Genomic DNA, 16,684 nt, shown 5'->3' with positions numbered 1-16,684 from the left:
CCGACAACGGGTGGCCGGGCGTGCAAACCCGAGACGTAGAGTGAAAACGCTTGCCAGTCGGCACCGTCCTTGGGGCGGTGCCGGCTGGCAATCCGTCGGCCTATATGGCGGACGGTGCGTGGGGGCCTTCGGGCCCGCCGGTCACTTCTCTGCGTCCCGGTTTGCAACCCGCACCGTCCGCCACCCGCTCACACGGTGGCGCTGTTAAGCACAGCCACGGAAGCCGACGCCATGAACGAATCCGACACCTTCTCCTCGTACACCGTTGTTGAACCCATCAACGACGACACTCCCCTGCCCGACCTGAACTCCCTGCTCGGCATCCTCAAGCGCATGCGCGGCTGCGAGGGCGCTGATGGTCATCCCTGGCCAGAAACCGATGTGTCACCCGGCCGCCGCGTGAGCCTGGCGCGGAGCGAGCGCGCAATGGTCGGGGCGCTGACGGTACTGGAGCTGCTGCATGCAGCGGATCGCTGCCGGGTGGCAGCAGACCCGGAGCGGCATCTGGATGAGGGGGTTGTGGATGGCCTGTTCTTGGCTTGCCGGGGGCTGGTTGAGTGGGCTTGCCGGGAGGTTAGGCCGGAGTGTTCTACTTGATCCAAGCACACCTGCGCCAGACTTCCTCGAGCGAGGTATCGACCGACGTCCGATTCCGGCTAGAAGCGGACATTCGTTGGAGGTTCCATCGCGATATTGATCCGCGCCAGAATGAACCCATAGCTGGTGCAGTCAGACTCTCAAAGTTGCAGCAGCCCCAAAGATAATCTACAACTGCTACGTCTGCGCCACACCAATGGTCACTCTTAGGGGGAGGGGGCATGTTTAACCAGATTGACATCACCCAATTCGGAAGCTTCAGTGGTCTTAACTGGAAGAAGAGCGTGCGTGATCGTGGCAACACAGTCCAGGATTTCAAGCGTCTGAATATCCTCTATGGTCGCAATTATTCTGGTAAAACCACTCTTTCCCGAATCTTCCGGGCGCTCGAAACGGGACGCATGCCTTCAAACTACGCTGGCGCGACCTTCACCATCCGCGGAGACAAAGGTGATGTAACTCAGACTAGCATCGCTGACCATGACTACGATATCCGAGTCTACAACCGGGATTTCGTCAGTGAAAATCTTAGCTTCCTGATCAATCAGGACGTTGGAGGGGAGATAAAGTCCTTCGCAATCGTCGGTGAGAAGAACAAGGAGATCGAGAATGAAATCACAGCCATCCAGGAAAAACTTGGCAGCTCAGAATCCAAGACGGGCCTTCGGCACGATCTAGCTACCAAGAGGAAAGAAAGAGATCGGAACAAGAACAACCATAAGAGTGCTTTTGATGCACTGGAAAGCAAGCTTCGCTCTCATGCCAACGAGAACATTAAGCAGAACCGCACCTATGGCCCCGCCGTCTATAACATAGAAAGCATCAAGAGGGACATCACTTCCGTCAAAAAGGCCGGATTCACGCCATTGACAACCGAAGAACAAGCAATAAAGGTAAACCTCTTAAAGCAAGAGGCCCTACCTGACATTGCCGACACCGTAACGATCAGCCTCAAGCACGACTCACTGAGCAAGACCGCTGAAGAGCTACTTTCAAGATTAATCAAGCCAACTCAAGCGATTCAGGAGCTATTGATTGAGGCCACCCTTCAAGCGTGGGTGAAGCAAGGCATAGCACTGCACAAAGACAAGCGAGACACGTGCGCCTTTTGTCGTCAGAGCCTTCCTCATAACATGTGGGAGGTTCTGGACTCACATTTCAGCAAGGAATCATCTGATCTTGAGTCATCCATCGATTCATGCATGGCCTTGCTCACCAGCGAAATTCAAGCCATACCTAGCTTCTTGACTTTAAGTGGCGACAAGTTCTATACAGAGGAAATGGCTTCGTTTGAGGCCAGCAAAGGATTACTCACTGAATGCCTAGTGGTTTACAAGCAAGACTTGGAAATGCTCAAGGCCGCATTAAATGCGAGAAAGAGCAACCTCTTTCAGCAGGTTGCCATGCCGCTCTCCAAGCATGATCCAGAGGCAATTCAGAGATGTGCCCACGATATAAATGATCTAATCGGAAAGAGCAATGGCCGAACCGACTCCCTAGAGAAGGACAAGGGCTCCGCGCGAGAGGCATTACGACTCGCCGATGTTGCCTCCTTCATCAGCGCCATCAACTACGATGCAGAGGTGGCCCGCATAGCGGACCTTAAGACAGACGCCGACATTACCAGTACTGCGTATGGTGACGCGGAAGCCGAGATTATCAAGCTCGAAGCCCATATCTCCCTCCTCCTAAGCCAACAAAAGGATGAACGCAAAGGTGCGGAGCATGTCAATTCCTTGCTCAACCATTTCTTTGGTCATGATGGAATCAAGCTTGAGGCCAGGGACAATGCGGAGAGGAACGTCGTCAAATTTGAGATAGTTCGAGATGGGAAACCCGCCTACAACTTAAGTGAAGGCGAATGCAGTCTGATTGCCTTTTGCTACTTCATTGCCAGACTGGAAGAACCTGAAAGCAAGGGCAAGGATTTGATTGTCTACATTGACGATCCGATCTCCAGCCTAGACGGGAACCACATCTTCTTCATGTTCAGCCTGATCGAGAGCCTGATTGCCAAGCCGTTCAAGAATGCGGACGGATCTAATGGCTATCGCTACCGTCAGCTCTTCATCTCCACTCACAACCTTGACTTCTTAAAATATCTCAAGAGGTTGTCGACACCTAAAAAAAAGTTGCCAACTGGGGAAGGGAAGGCCAAGAGCGTTGATGACAGTGAGCATTTCATGGTGGAGCGAAATGGCCCCACAAGCGACATATTACTGATGCCGTCCTATCTGAAGGACTACGTCACTGAGTTCAACTACCTCTTCCATCAGATATACAAATGCCGGAACCAACACACCGCGCATGATGCGCACGAGCCGTTCTATAGCTTTGGGAACAACCTTCGCAAGTTCCTAGAAGCCTTCTTGTTCTTCAAGCTCCCCTACCACGACGACAAGAACGATGCGCTTGAGCGAATCAAGAAATTCTTTGGAAATGAAGACGCAACTGCAATCTCCCTAATTAATCGACTCAACAATGAATTTTCTCATCTTGAATCGACACCAGATCGTGGATTCAAACCTATAGAAATTCCAGAGATATCCAAAGTGGCCAACTTTGTCTTAGATAAAATATTCTCCTCAGACCCCCATCAATACAATGCCCTACTCAAGAGCATTGGAGAGCCACCTAGGGCACAATAATGACAAGGCGCAAATTTCACTCCTACAAACGAAAGACCCCACCGTTGCCATCAAATCTTACTAAGAGATCATGAATTCTGGCCACCTCATCAACAATCGGCTGTATTTTGTATCTCTCATCTAACACTTGGAATATTCCTTCCCTCAAGTAGTAAGCCCTGAAGATGTGATGAGGCACATCCGAGTCTTCAGGCTCAGGGAGAACAAGGCTAGGAAAAATGCATCCAACTATCCCACCTTGAAGATAGAGATCAAGCCGCTCGTCGAAGTGCTCAATCGAATTCCTCAATGATCGATTCATCAGGGGGCTGTCGCCCTCCACACCGAAGACCTTTGATAGGTAACGTCCGCGATCTTTGTGAATACTCTTCTTATCTCCCGCCTTCACCCCATCACGCGATGGGAAGAAGTACCGCGATATAGATCCGGACTGGTTTACTATATTTTGCAAGCAGTCCAGCAGAACGTCTCTCTCCTCTTGCGGATCAATCTCGTCATTCAATATTCTCTTGATGATCCCCTCCGCAATTCCGCACGACTCGAAGGCCGATGTCGTATTGAAGAGCATCGACTGAATGTAGAACGCCTGGTGCGGCACCCAGATGCTAAAGGCATCATCCCCCATCCCTCGCTCCCTTTAATATTGGAATTTCATCCATTTAACACCGCAGACCCAAGATTGCGCTGAGCACGGAAATCGTCGACCGCATCTTTGAAGTCCGTGAAATGCCTTCCATGCACGAGGAATGAGAAGACCTGCCTTAGCTGCGATCTCAAGTAAATTGCGTCGTCCCACATGGTCGGCGAGTACGGAAAGTCCCCGAACCGATTGCTTGGATGCATCGTTGAAATCCTACTTGCGTAGAATTCCTCAAAGTATTTCTCCAGTGCTCCGGGCGGCTCATGCCCAAACGCCTCGTAGAGAACACGATGTAGCCAACGGGCTGCATCATTCGCCGATGGATTATTCAGCCCCTCCAGCCTTAGTTCCCGCAAGACAAGTGAGAACGAAGCATCTAACGCGATGAATGCGGCAATGACCGATTCCTCACCGAACTCTCGATGCCGCCCCAACATATCTGACTTCACTAACGCCTGAATTCCTCGCACAAGTACAAAGTTTGAAGGATCTATCCTCTGATACGACGACAGGAAGCGGCCCATATCAAGGTCGTGATCCAACAGGTCGTAAGGCTCACTCACCAATCCGGCCGGAACACACGGAATGTTCGCTCGATGATGCTGCTCTTTCGCAGATAGCAGCAGCTTCTCTTTGATCATTCGGACCGAGTCCTGTCCATCGAGACAGAGCCCATCCGCACTCAAAGTCAACTCCTGCCCAACCACCGGGTAGAGAAGGATCCTAGCCCCGTCAAAGGTCTGACAAAAAAGAAGCGCACCCAACACCCTTACCTGGGCAGGCGAAGCCCAAGCGAACTCGGAAAATGGAACATCTTCGTTGATGGACCGCCAGCCAGTGCAGCGCACAACGGAGAAGACCAGATCCTCATCAGCATGGAAGAAGCCATCGTCGCAGAAAAAAGTTCCCCGTGGGTAACTTCCCCATTTTGGGTGAAACAGCATCACGCGTACTCGACTTCTCTTATCGTAGCCAGAGAATGAAAATCCCAGCTCAATATCTTCCGGAAGTAGCATTTGCTGCACCTCGCTCTTATCCAAGCCTTTGCGCCGCCTTCTCCATGCGCAGGAACATGATCCAGCACGTGGACAGACTCGCATCTATCGTAAGCTGATTCACACTAGTTTTCGTATACGCCGAAAGCCAGTCTTGACGTTCATTTCCAGCCATCAGCAGATATCAGGCATCCAAAGCCAAGGTATCTGAGGATGGAACCTCTCCTAAGTCATTCCCACCACGTCGATGAACGGTACATATCCCTGGCAACTCTTCCGGGGCGAGCCCGCAGATTCTGGCCTTGGTACAAGTCCAGCGCGACGCGCCAAGAGCTTCAACGCGCCAAGAGCTTCAAAATGAGAACACGAGGGCGCGCGCCGCATACAACAAGGGCGCCTCTCGGCGCCCTCGTTCTTTCAACTCACTCCCACTCAATAGTAGCCGGCGGCTTCCCCGAGATGTCATAGACAACCCGCGACACCCCCCGCAACTCATTGATGATCCGGTTGCTCACCGTGCCCAGGAACTCGTACGGCAGATGCGCCCAATGCGCCGTCATGAAATCAATCGTCTCCACGGCCCGCAGCGCAATCACCCACTCATAAGCGCGCGCATCACCCACCACGCCCACCGACTTCACCGGCAGGAACACGGCAAACGCCTGGCTGGTCTTGTCGTACAGATCGGCCTTGCGCAGCTCATCAATGAAGATGGCATCGGCCTTGGCCAGCAGTTCGGCGTACTCGCGCTTCACTTCACCCAGGATACGCACGCCCAGGCCCGGGCCCGGGAACGGATGGCGGTAGACCATGCTGCGCGGCAGGCCCAACTCCACGCCCAGGCGGCGCACTTCGTCCTTGAACAGCTCGCGCAGCGGCTCCACCAGGCCCAGCTTCATGTGCTCCGGCAGGCCGCCCACGTTGTGGTGGCTCTTGATCACATGCGCCTTGCCGGTCTTGCTGCCGGCCGACTCGATCACGTCCGGGTAGATGGTGCCCTGCGCCAGCCACTTGGCGTTCTTCAGCTTGTTCGACTCTTCGTCGAAGATCTCGACGAACAGGTTGCCGATGATCTTGCGCTTGGCTTCCGGGTCGCTCACGCCTTCCAGCGCGGCGAAGTAACGGTCGGCCGCATTCACGCGCACGACCTTTACGCCCATGTGCTCGGCGAACATCGCCATCACCTGGTCGCCCTCCTGCCAGCGCAGCAGGCCGGTATCCACGAACACGCAGGTCAGCTTCTCGCCGATGGCCTTGTGCAGCAACGCGGCCACGACGGACGAATCAACGCCGCCGGACAGGCCCAGGATCACTTCGTCATCGCCCACCTGTTCGCGCACGCGGGCGATCTGGTCGTCGATGATGTTGGCGGCGGTCCACAGGGTCTGGCAGCCGCACACATCCACCACGAAGCGGCGCAGCAGCGCCTGGCCCTGCAGGGTGTGGGTCACTTCCGGGTGGAACTGCACGCCGTACCAGCGCTTTTCTTCGTTGGCCATGGCGGCCACCGGAATGCGGTCGGTGGTGGCGGTGATGGTGAAGCCCGGCGGTGCAACGGAGACGTGGTCGCCGTGGCTCATCCAGACATTCAGCTTCGGCTCGCCGCCATGGTCGCTCAGGCCCTTGAACAGTGCATCCGGGTTGATGACGTTCACTTCGGCGTGGCCGAACTCGCGCTGGTCAGCGGCTTCGGTGGCGCCGCCCAACTGCGCGGCCAGGGTCTGCATGCCGTAGCAGATGCCGAAGATGGGCAGGCCGCTGTCGAACACTTCCTGCGGCGCGGCCGGCGCACCCGGCAGCGTGGTCGATTCCGGGCCGCCGGACAGGATGATGCCCTTGGCGCCAAACGCGGCGATCTCGGCCGGGTTGTGGTCCCACGCCCAGATTTCGCAGTAGACGCCCAGCTCGCGGATGCGGCGGGCGATCAGCTGCGTGTACTGCGCGCCGAAATCGAGGATGAGGATCTTGTCGTTATGGATATTGGTCATGGTGCCGTTCCAGTGGTGTTTTTCGCAGCGCCCGGCGCTTCAAGGCTCTGCGTCAGCGTGGCGATGAACGCCTCGCGTTGTTGAATATGTGAGGGGTCTTCCTCGTCCCAGCGCAGCATCAGCAGGCCATGCGGTGCGTTGGGGTTGGAGCGGTCGGCGCGCGGCAGCTCGGCGATTTCCTGCACTTCGGTGCCGGACACGATGCGCCGTTGCAGCGCGGCCATCGAGAAGCCCGAATCCGCAGCGCCCCAGGACGCCCAGCGCACGCTCATCCGCGCGGGCTCCAGCGCGCCCAGCACCGGCGTCAGCACCGGATCATCCGGCCCGTGCAGCAGCTCGGTAATGCATTGCAGCGTGACCTGCAGCGGACGCTCGCCGGTGCCTTTCAGCAGCCAATGCTGCTCGCCAGCGGCCTGCACCTGCCAGCCCTTCGGCAACGAGAACGCGTTCTGGCACGCCTGCACGTCCTGCAATTGCGAAACCGCCGCGCCCGGAGACCCGGAGCGCGGCGGCGGTTCGGACAACGAACAGCCTGCCATCAGCAGGCTGCCCGTGATCGCAAGAGCAGTTCGCAAGCGCATCAGGCGCGGTAGTTCGGCGGCTCTTTGGTGATCGTCACGTCGTGGACGTGGCTCTCACGCTGGCCGGCGCCGCTGATCTTCACGAACTTGGGCTTGCTGCGCATGTCTTCGATGGTGGCGCAGCCCACGTAGCCCATGGTGGCGCGCAGGCCACCCATCAGCTGGTGGATGATGCCGCCCACCGGGCCGCGGTACGGCACACGGCCTTCGATGCCTTCCGGCACCAGCTTGTCGGCGGTGGCGGCGTCCTGGAAGTAGCGGTCCTTCGACCCCTTCTCCATGGCAGCCAGCGAACCCATGCCGCGGTAGCTCTTGTACGAACGGCCCTGGTACAGCTCGGTCTCGCCCGGCGATTCTTCGGTACCGGCCAGCAGGCCGCCGACCATGATGGTCGAGGCACCGGCGGCCAGCGCCTTGCCGATGTCGCCCGAGTAGCGGATGCCACCGTCGGCGATCAGCGGGATGCGGTCCTGCAGCGCTTCGGCCACCAGATCAATGGCGGTGACCTGCGGCACGCCGACGCCAGCGACGACGCGGGTGGTGCAGATCGAGCCCGGGCCGATGCCGACCTTGACTGCGTCCGCGCCGCTGTCCAGCAGCGCCAGTGCGGCTTCGCCGGTGCAGATGTTGCCACCGATGACCTGCACGTTCGGGAAGTTCTTCTTGACCCAGCTGACGCGGTCCAGCACGCCCTGCGAGTGGCCGTGCGCGGTATCGACCACGATCACGTCCACGCCGGCGGCGACCAGCGCTTCCACGCGGCGATCGGTATCGCCACCCACGCCGACGGCAGCGCCGACCAGCAGGCGGGTCGACAGGTCCTTGGCAGCGTTCGGGAAATCGGTGTTCTTCTGGATGTCCTTGACGGTGATCAGGCCACGCAGTTCGAACGAATCATTGACCACCAGCACCTTTTCGATGCGGTTGCGGTGCAGCAGCTGCAGCACTTCATCGCTGGCGGCGCCTTCCTTGACCGTGATCAGGCGATCCTTCTTGGTCATGATGTGGCGGACCGGATCGTCCAGCTCGGTCTCGAAGCGCATGTCGCGGTGGGTCACGATGCCGGCCAGCAGGCCGTCGCTGCCCACCACCGGCACGCCGGAGATGTTGTGCGCCTGGGTCAGGGCCAGCACGTCGCGGATGGTGGTTTCCGGGCCGACGGTGATCGGGTCGCGGATGACACCGGCCTCGAACTTCTTGACCTTGGCCACTTCCGCGGCCTGCTGTTCCAGGCTGAGATTCTTGTGGATGATGCCCATGCCGCCGAGCTGGGCCATGGCGATGGCCAGGCGGGCTTCGGTGACGGTATCCATGGCTGCAGACAGGATCGGAAGCTTGAGCTTCAGGTCGCGAGTCAACCGCGTTTCGAGGTTGACGTCCTTGGGCAGGATGGTCGAGTGGGCGGGGACGAGCGAGACGTCGTCGTAAGTGAGTGCTTCAGCCTGGATGCGCAGCATCGGCATACCCGAGATGTGGGGAAGCGCGACATTTTACCCTGTTTCTGGAGCCAAGAACAGCATTTTTTGGTAGCCAGAATTGGATTTCTGCGCGACACAGTGTCGCGCCAGCGGTGATCCGTTCAGGGCACCCAAACGCACCGCCTTTGGTAGGTGCCAACCTTGGTTGGCACAAACAGGGAGGGGCCTTCACCCCATCTGGGGTCCAGCGGCGGACGGATCGTGCCAACCAAGGTTGGCACCTACCAACAGCCGGTCGTCGGCCTGCCTGTGGTGGGTGCGGACCGTTGGTCCGCACTCTCTCTCAGACACCGGTGCCCCAGCAGGAGCCCCACCCCTCTGGCATTGTGCCGACCAACGGTCGGCACCCACCGACGGCAGATCTCCCCAACAGCAGGTCAGCTCAGCGCTTCCGCGGCTTCCAGGGTGTTCTGCATCAACGTTGCCACGGTCATCGGGCCCACGCCACCCGGCACCGGGGTGATCCAGCTCGCCCGCTGGGCGGCCGCTTCAAACCCGACGTCGCCCACCAGGCGGCCGTCGTCCAGACGGTTGATACCCACGTCGATCACCACCGCGCCAGGCTTCACCCACTCGCCCGGCACGATGCCCGGACGGCCCACCGCCACCACCAGGATGTCGGCGTTGCGCACGGCCTGTTCCAGCACGTCCTTGGGGGTGAACTTGTGGCAGCTGGTCACGGTGCAGCCGGCAATCAGCAGTTCCAGGCCCATCGGGCGGCCGACGTGGTTGCTCACACCCACGATGGTGGCGTTGCGGCCGCGCACCGGCTGGTCGGTGTGGCCCAGCAGCGTGGTGATGCCGCGCGGGGTGCACGGGCGCAGGCCGAACTCGCGCAGGGCGAGGTGGCCGACGTTTTCCGGGTGGAAGCCGTCCACGTCCTTGCGCGGGTCGATGCGCTGGATCAACCGGCGCGCGTCCGGGATGCCCGGCAGCGGCAGCTGGATCAGAATGCCGTTGATCTTCGGATCGGCATTGAGCTGGTCGATCAGGTCGAGCAGCTCGGCTTCGGTGGTACCGGCCGGCAGGTCGTAGTCATGCGCTTCGATGCCGACCTTCTCGGCGGCACGGCGCTTGTTACGCACGTACACGGTCGAGGCCGGGTCGCCACCGACCAGCACCACGGCCAGGCCCGGACGGCTGCCGCCGGCGGCCACGCGGGCGTCGACGCGCACCTTCAGGCTGTCGAGCAGGTCCTCGGCGATGCGGCGGCCATCAAGGATGCGGGCAGGAAGCTGGGGGGCGGAATCGGTCATCGGGAGCGGGCGTGGGGCGGCGGGGACGCTATTGTCCCCGATTCAGGCCCCCTCGCCCACCGCGGAATGGGTCCTGATGGGGTCGGATGCCTTTGCCGCAGGCAAAGGGCTCTGACCCCGGGGTTACGCAAATTGCAAACCTCCGGTAGTGCCGGCCGCTGGCCGGCAACCTCATGACGTCGGAACGTTTCCGTATTTGCCGGCCAGCGGCCGGCACTACCGACGGGTGGTGCGCTGAGGTTGCCGGCCAGCGGCCGGCACTACCGGGCTATTCTTCCTCTTCCGGCACATCCTGCGGGTTCAGCGTCTTGCTCTCCCGCTTCGGTGCGGTGAACGGCGTCGGCGTCGGTACGCCCTGCGGGCTGTTGCCATAGATCATCCGTGCGCCGGCATTCAAACCACCGCCGGCAATCTCCAGCTCGAAACGCTCGGCATCGCGACGGCGGATCTGCTCGGCAATCTCCACCGCGTCGTCCTCATCCGCCCCCAGTTCCACCAGCGCGGCCTGGCCGAACAGCACCGCCGACTCGAACGTCTCGCGGATCTGGAAATCGACACCGGCATGGATCAGCCGCAGCGAATGCTCGCGGTCGAACGAGCGCACCATCAGCTTGGCCTGCGGGAACTCGTGCGCCACCAGTTCAACGATGCGGTCAGCCGCTTCGGCCTTGTCCACGCACACCGCAATCGCACGCGCAGTTGCTGCACCGGACGCATGCAATACATCCAGACGCGTGCCATCGCCGTAATAAATCTTGAAACCGAACCGCGCCGCGCTCTGGATCATCTCCACATCGTTGTCGATGATGGTCACGTCCACGTCGCGCGCCAGCAGCGACTGGCTCGCGACCTGGCCGAAGCGGCCGAAGCCGATCAGCAGCACGCTGCCGGACAGGCCGTCGGCCTCGTCCACACCGTCCATGTTCACCGTCGGCTTCGGTGCGATGCGCTTGTAGACCAGTACCACCAGCGGGGTCAGCGCCATCGACAGCACCACCACGGCGGTGAAGTTGGCATTGATCTCCAGGTTGATCACGCCGGCCGATGCGGCGGCGGAGAACAGCACGAAAGCGAACTCGCCGCCCTGCGCCATCAGCACGCCACGGTCCAGGGCCTGCGCGTGGTCGCTGCCCATGATGCGCGCGACCACGTAGATGCACAGCGCCTTGGCCGCCATCAACGCCAGCACCAGGCCAAGGATCAGCTGCCAGTTGCCAGCCACCACGCCCAGGTCCAGCGCCATGCCCACGCTGAGGAAGAACAGGCCGAGCAGGATGCCGCGGAACGGTTCGATGTCCGCCTCGATCTGGTGACGGAAGGTCGACTCGCTCAGCAGCACGCCGGCCAGGAACGCGCCCATCGCCATCGACAGGCCGGACAGCTGCATCAGCAGCGCCGCACCCAGCACCACCAGCAGCGCAGCGGCGGTCATCACTTCGCGCGCCTTCGATTCGGCCAGCACGCGGAACAGCGGGTTGAGCAAGAAGCGGCCGACCAGCACCAGGCCGACGATGGCGCCGACGCCGATCGCCACCGACAACCAGCGCGAACCTTCGCCATCGGCACTGCCCGCGCTCGGGCCCATCCAGGCCACCAGCGCCAGCAACGGCACGATCAGCAGGTCTTCGAACAGGAGGATGGAGACGATCTTCTGCCCCGACGGCAGCGCGATGTCACCACGCTCGGCCAGCAGCTGCATCACCACCGCGGTGGAGGTCAGCACGAAGCCGGTGGCGCCGATGAAGGCGACCTGCCAGGGCAACCCGAACAGCTTGGCGATGCTGGTCAGCACCACCGCACAGGTGACGATCTGCAGCGTGCCCAGCCCGAAGATTTCCTTGCGCAGGCTCCACAGGTGCGAGGGCCGCATCTCCAGGCCGATCACGAACAGGAACATCACCACGCCGAGCTCGGCGGTATGCAGGATGGCCTGCGGGTCGGAGAACCAGCCCAGCCCGAACGGTCCGATCGCCAGGCCAGCGGCGAAGTAGCCCAGCACCGAGCCCAGGCCGGCCCGGCGGAACAAAGGCACCATCACCACCGCCGCGCCCAGCAGGGCCACGACCTTGACCAGCTCGCTGGTCGCTGCTTCTACCGCCATGCGGTGTTTTCCCCAAGATCCAGAATCGGGTTCAACAATAGAGCAATGCCGATGACGGCAATAGCACGCATGTTGCGCCGGATTGTCTTGGAGATGGAACGATGCAGGGAGCGACCCCAGCATCATCCCGAAACCATGCATGCGCGTCGATGGGTGCCAACCATGCATGCGCATCGGCGGGCGCCAATCATGCACCCGCTTCGGTAGGTGCCAACCTTGGTTGGCACAAGAGCGCCGACCAAGGTCGGCATCTACCAAGGCATTCCCCGGCCGAACTCACCCACCCCGGCAAAACGCCGCGTAATCGATATACCCCGGGAACGGCACGCCCGGCGCGCACACCGGGCAATGCGGGTCCGGCCGGATGCCGGATTCCGAAACCATGCATGCGCATCGGCGGGCGCCAACCATGCACCCGCTTCGGTAGGTGCCAACCGTGGTTGGCACAAGAGCGCCGACCAAGGTCGGCATCTACCAATCCACTCCCCGGCCAGCCTCACCCGCCCCGACAAAACGCGGCGTAATCGATATACCCCGGGAACGGCACACCCGGCGCACACACCGGGCAGTGCAGGCCCGGCCGGATGCCGGATTCCGAAACCATGCACCCGCTTCGGTAGGTGCCAACCTTGGTTGGCACGAAAGCGCCGACCAAGGTCGGCATCTACCAAGGCATTCCCCGGCCGGGTTCACCCGCCCCGGCAAAACGCGGCGTAATCGATATACCCCGGGAACGGCACGCCCGGCGCGCACACCGGGCAATGCGGGTCCGGCCGGATGCCGGTCTCGCGGAAGCGCATGCCCAGCGCATCAAAGCGCAGCAGGCGGCCGACCAGCGGCTCGCCGATGCCCAGCAGCAGCTTCAGCACCTCGGTGGCCTGCAGCACGCCGGCCAATCCCGGCAGCACACCCAGCACGCCGGCCTCGGAACAGTTCGGCGCAAACTCCGGCGGCGGCGGCTCCGGAAACAGGCAGCGGTAGCACGGCGCCACACCGCGCTGGCGGCCGGCGTCAAACACGCTTACCTGGCCGTCAAAGCGCTCGATGGCGGCATACACCAGTGGCGTGGCGTGCTTGATGCAGGCGTCGTTGAGCAGGTAGCGCAGCGGGAAGTTGTCCGACCCATCCAGCACCACGTCCACGCCCTCCAGCAGCGCATCCACGTTCTCGGAGGTGACCCGCTCGGGCACCGCCTCGACCTCGATCGACGGGTTCAGCGCCAGCAGCCGCTCGCGCGCGGAATCGACCTTGAGCTGGCCGACGCTGGCTTCGGTATGCACGATCTGCCGGTGCAGGTTGCTGCGCTCCACCCGGTCGTGGTCGGCGAAGCGCAGGTGCCCTACCCCGGCCGCGGCCAGATAGAAGCCGGCCGGCGCGCCCAGGCCGCCGGCACCCAGCACCAGCACCCGCGACTGCTGCAGCCGGCGCTGGCCGGCCTCGCCCACCTGCGGCAGCAGCAGGTGGCGCGAATAGCGGTCGTAGAAATCGCGGTCGGCGGCGCTGGCCAGCGGCTGCACCAGCGGCAGCGACTGCTCGCGCCAGGCCACGGTACCGCCGCTCACGGAAGCCACATTGGTGTATCCAGCCTCCAGCAGGAACTGCGCGGCATCGGCCGAGCGCTTGCCGCTCTGGCAGATCAGCAGGATTTCCTGGTCGAGTCGCGGCAGATGCGCGGCCGGGTCGGCCTGCAGCTCGCCCTTGGCCACGCCACGCGCGCCCTCGGCCATGCCCCCGGCCCGTTCATGCGTCTCGCGCACATCGATCAGCACGGCGCCGTGGGCCAGGCGTTCACGCGCCTGCGCGGGGGAAAGCTCTTGGATGCTCATGGCCGCATTATCGCGCAGACACCCTCGACGCGCCTTGCCCCGAACATGGCACCATGCGGGCGTTGCTCCCTGCATCCCGGAACCGCTGCATGCGCTCTGCCACCGAATTCTGGCGTGACCCGCGCATGCCCTTCGTCGAAAGCCGACGGGCGTGCGACAGCCGCGCCTGCCATCGCCCGCACAGCCATGACACTTTCTCGATCGGCGCGGTGGACGCCGGCAACAGCGTGTTCACCGGCGCGGCGGAAGGACCGCGCCTGCTGCAACCCGGCAATCTTGTCGGCGTACCCGCAGGCCGCGTGCATGCCTGCAACCCCCTGCCCGGCCAGGTCTGGAGCTACCAGATGCTGCACCTGGACGCGCGCTGGATGGCCGATGTCCGCGCCGAGTATGACGGCCTGCCCGGACCCGATTGGCAGCAGGAACCCATCCGGATTTCCCACCATCGCCCGCGCTACCAGCAGTACTGCCAGCTCAACGAGACGCTGTTCTCCGACGATCCGGTCAGCGTCAAGGAAGCGGCCCTGATCGCGTTCGTCGGCGATCTGGATGAACACGATGGTGTAGCCGTCGCCGGCCCGCCTGAAGACGCCGCATTGCAGCAGCGGGTGCAACCGGTGATGGACGTTCTGCGCCAGCGGCTCGAACACACCCCGGCCCTGCAGGAGCTCGCATCGCTGGCAGGCATGAGCCGCTACCAGCTGATCCGCGCCTTCCGACGTGCCACGGGCCTGACCCCGCACGCCTGGCAGATCGACCAGCGCATCCAGGAGGCCCGGCGGCGGCTGTGCGAAGGGCAGGCACTGGCCGTGGTCGCGCATGCACTGGGCTTTGCCGACCAGAGTCATTTCCAGCGGGTCTTCAAGGCCCACGCCGGTGCGACCCCGGGCCAGTACCGGCGCTGAGCCTGCAATAACGTTCAATACCATCGCGCGGCGCATCCCCACACTGGCGCCCCCGCCAGCCGCCGCCGGACCCGATGGAACAGTTCCTGGTCATCGCCACCGTACATTTTCTCGCCCTGCTCTCACCCGGTCCCGATTTCTTCCTCGTTGCACGCACCGCGATCACCTCTGGCTGGCGCACCGCCAGTGGCGCCTGCGCAGGCATCGCCGTCGGCAACGGCGTCTTCATCGTGGCGGCTTTCACTGGAATGGCCATGCTGCGCGCGGGCAGCGCAGGATTCATTGCGGTGCAGTTGGCAGGCTGCGGCTTCCTGCTGTACCTCGGCACGCTGTTCCTGCGCCATGCGGGTTCGACGACGCTGCAGGCACCTGAAGCTGCCGCCGGATCGCCAGCGGGCGGTGCACACGGATGGTGGAAGGCGGCAGGGCTGGGCGCCCTGTCTGCGCTGCTGAACCCGAAGAATGCGCTGTTCTACGCAACGTTGGCGGCAATGCTCAATGGCCCCCAGGCCAACGCCGCAACGAAGTTCTTCTATGGCGCGTGGATGTTCGGCATCGTCCTGCTTTGGGATCTGCTGGTAGCCGCGCTGGTCGGCCACCCGTGGGTGCTGGGCCGATTCGCACGCGCCCTGCCCTGGCTGGAGCGCGCCGCAGGGCTCCTGATGATTGCGCTGGCGCTATGGATCGTCGTGTCGCTGTGGGTGGGCTGATGCCGGCGATTCGCGCCTGTCGCAATTGCGTTCAATACGGCGCGTCCGCACCAACCCACACTCGGCACTTTCTGTAGGTCGGTGGCAGGTTTACGTGCAGCAGTTCTTCATCGTCGCGGTGCTGTACGGCTTCGCCATGCTCCTGCCTGCTTCCAATCACGCGAAGATCCTGCGCACCGCAATGGGCGCGGGCGGGCACGCCGCCATGGCCGCGTCGTTCGGTATCGCCACCGGTACGGGCGTCATCTGTGCGACGGCTTTCGTTGCAGCGGGCATGCTGGGAAACCGCGGCCTGTGGACGCTGGCGATGCAGTGCGCGGGCTGCCTCCTGCTGCTGCGCCTGGCGGGCATGTGCCTGCGCGACGCCGGCTTGACCCCGTTCTCTCCGCTTTCCCTGCAGATGCCCTTGGGCCTGCGCGCCCGCTCCCGTTGGCCGCACGCCGAAGCAGGATGCCTGCTGGCGCTCGCCAGCAGCAGCAACTGGATGCTGCAGTTCGCGATTGCAGCCCTGGTTACCGGCCTCGTTGCCGACACGGGCACCCAGGCCGCTTACGTGGCCTGCCTGAGTGGCGTCGCGCTGTCGCTCGGCCTGCTGATGGCGTGGCTCGGCAGCCACCCGCGCAGGGCACAGGGGTGTTGCCGATTGCTTCCATGGCTGGAGCATGCCGCGGGCCTGCTGATCGGGGCGGTGTCGGTGGCGTACCTGGCAGGTGCACTGGGTACGACCCTGGTCTGGGCAAGCATCACGGGGCAGGTGCAGCTGCCGGAATCGATCCCCGCCACAAGCCAGGTGCAACCGGCTTCAACATCGCGGCGCGGCCGAGGCATCCCATGCGCGTTGCCGCATTGCCGCGCACGTCGCAGCAGTCCGCCATGATCGAGACATCGAGAACCAAACCCATGCCTGGCTGGCGCGCCCAGCGCGCCCGCAACAGCAGCGTTCGGGTTTCATACTATTA

Annotated in this window: 13 protein-coding genes; 5 read left to right on the top strand and 8 right to left on the bottom strand. The window is 62.1% G+C overall.

What is annotated here, in order from left to right:
- Window positions 1–231: 231 nt before the first annotated feature.
- On the top strand, window positions 232–597 hold the full coding sequence (locus tag ACZK13_RS08655) for a hypothetical protein (protein ID WP_087922322.1): 366 nt from the start codon (window positions 232–234) through the stop codon (window positions 595–597).
- Between the two features lie 221 nt (window positions 598–818).
- Window positions 819–3,245: an AAA family ATPase gene (locus ACZK13_RS08650; RefSeq protein WP_478482438.1), complete on the top strand. Its 2,427-nt coding sequence runs from the start codon at window positions 819–821 to the stop codon at window positions 3,243–3,245.
- 22 nt (window positions 3,246–3,267) lie between these two features.
- Here the strand turns inward: ACZK13_RS08650 and ACZK13_RS08645 are convergent, their stop codons facing one another.
- From ACZK13_RS08645 to moeB, 8 genes are all read right to left on the bottom strand, one after another.
- Window positions 3,268–3,870: a hypothetical protein gene (locus ACZK13_RS08645; protein ID WP_478482437.1), complete on the bottom strand. Its 603-nt coding sequence runs from the start codon at window positions 3,868–3,870 to the stop codon at window positions 3,268–3,270.
- Window positions 3,871–3,896: 26 nt separating this feature from the next.
- Entirely contained in the window at window positions 3,897–4,925 is a 1,029-nt protein-coding gene (locus ACZK13_RS08640; protein ID WP_157721522.1) for a hypothetical protein, read from the bottom strand.
- Between the two features lie 377 nt (window positions 4,926–5,302).
- The gene (gene guaA, locus ACZK13_RS08635; protein ID WP_087922318.1) at window positions 5,303–6,868 is read right to left on the bottom strand and encodes a glutamine-hydrolyzing GMP synthase; all 1,566 of its coding nucleotides are present in this window, start codon (window positions 6,866–6,868) and stop codon (window positions 5,303–5,305) included.
- The gene (locus ACZK13_RS08630) at window positions 6,865–7,341 is read right to left on the bottom strand and encodes a hypothetical protein (RefSeq protein WP_478482514.1); all 477 of its coding nucleotides are present in this window, start codon (window positions 7,339–7,341) and stop codon (window positions 6,865–6,867) included. Before ACZK13_RS08630 ends, guaA begins: the two co-directional genes overlap by 4 nt.
- Before the next feature lie 107 nt (window positions 7,342–7,448).
- Complete coding sequence (guaB, locus tag ACZK13_RS08625; protein WP_005409308.1) at window positions 7,449–8,906, bottom strand: IMP dehydrogenase; 1,458 nt, start codon at window positions 8,904–8,906, stop codon at window positions 7,449–7,451.
- 398 nt (window positions 8,907–9,304) lie between these two features.
- Window positions 9,305–10,183 carry a bifunctional methylenetetrahydrofolate dehydrogenase/methenyltetrahydrofolate cyclohydrolase FolD gene (gene folD / locus ACZK13_RS08620; RefSeq protein WP_014036908.1) on the bottom strand — a complete coding sequence of 293 codons (879 nt, stop codon included), beginning with the start codon at window positions 10,181–10,183 and terminating at the stop codon, window positions 9,305–9,307.
- 268 nt (window positions 10,184–10,451) lie between these two features.
- Entirely contained in the window at window positions 10,452–12,284 is a 1,833-nt protein-coding gene (locus ACZK13_RS08615; protein ID WP_478482436.1) for a monovalent cation:proton antiporter-2 (CPA2) family protein, read from the bottom strand.
- A gap of 689 nt (window positions 12,285–12,973) precedes the next feature.
- Window positions 12,974–14,110 carry a molybdopterin-synthase adenylyltransferase MoeB gene (gene moeB, locus ACZK13_RS08610; RefSeq protein ID WP_478482435.1) on the bottom strand — a complete coding sequence of 379 codons (1,137 nt, stop codon included), beginning with the start codon at window positions 14,108–14,110 and terminating at the stop codon, window positions 12,974–12,976.
- Between the two features lie 89 nt (window positions 14,111–14,199).
- Here moeB and ACZK13_RS08605 point away from each other — a divergent pair, with 89 nt between their 5' ends.
- The 3 genes from ACZK13_RS08605 (at window position 14,200) to ACZK13_RS08595 (ending at window position 16,602) form a co-directional block, all read left to right on the top strand.
- Window positions 14,200–15,015: a helix-turn-helix domain-containing protein gene (locus ACZK13_RS08605; protein ID WP_478482434.1), complete on the top strand. Its 816-nt coding sequence runs from the start codon at window positions 14,200–14,202 to the stop codon at window positions 15,013–15,015.
- A 74-nt stretch (window positions 15,016–15,089) separates the two neighbouring features.
- Window positions 15,090–15,725 carry a LysE family translocator gene (locus ACZK13_RS08600; RefSeq protein WP_478482433.1) on the top strand — a complete coding sequence of 212 codons (636 nt, stop codon included), beginning with the start codon at window positions 15,090–15,092 and terminating at the stop codon, window positions 15,723–15,725.
- 94 nt (window positions 15,726–15,819) lie between these two features.
- Window positions 15,820–16,602, top strand: coding sequence for a lysine transporter LysE (locus ACZK13_RS08595; RefSeq protein WP_478482432.1), 783 nt, complete (start codon window positions 15,820–15,822; stop codon window positions 16,600–16,602).
- The last annotated feature ends 82 nt before the right edge of the window (window positions 16,603–16,684 follow it).

This window comes from Stenotrophomonas sp. 99219_Sma, from assembly GCF_056480785.1.
This window is presented reverse-complemented; position numbering and strand designations above follow the sequence as displayed.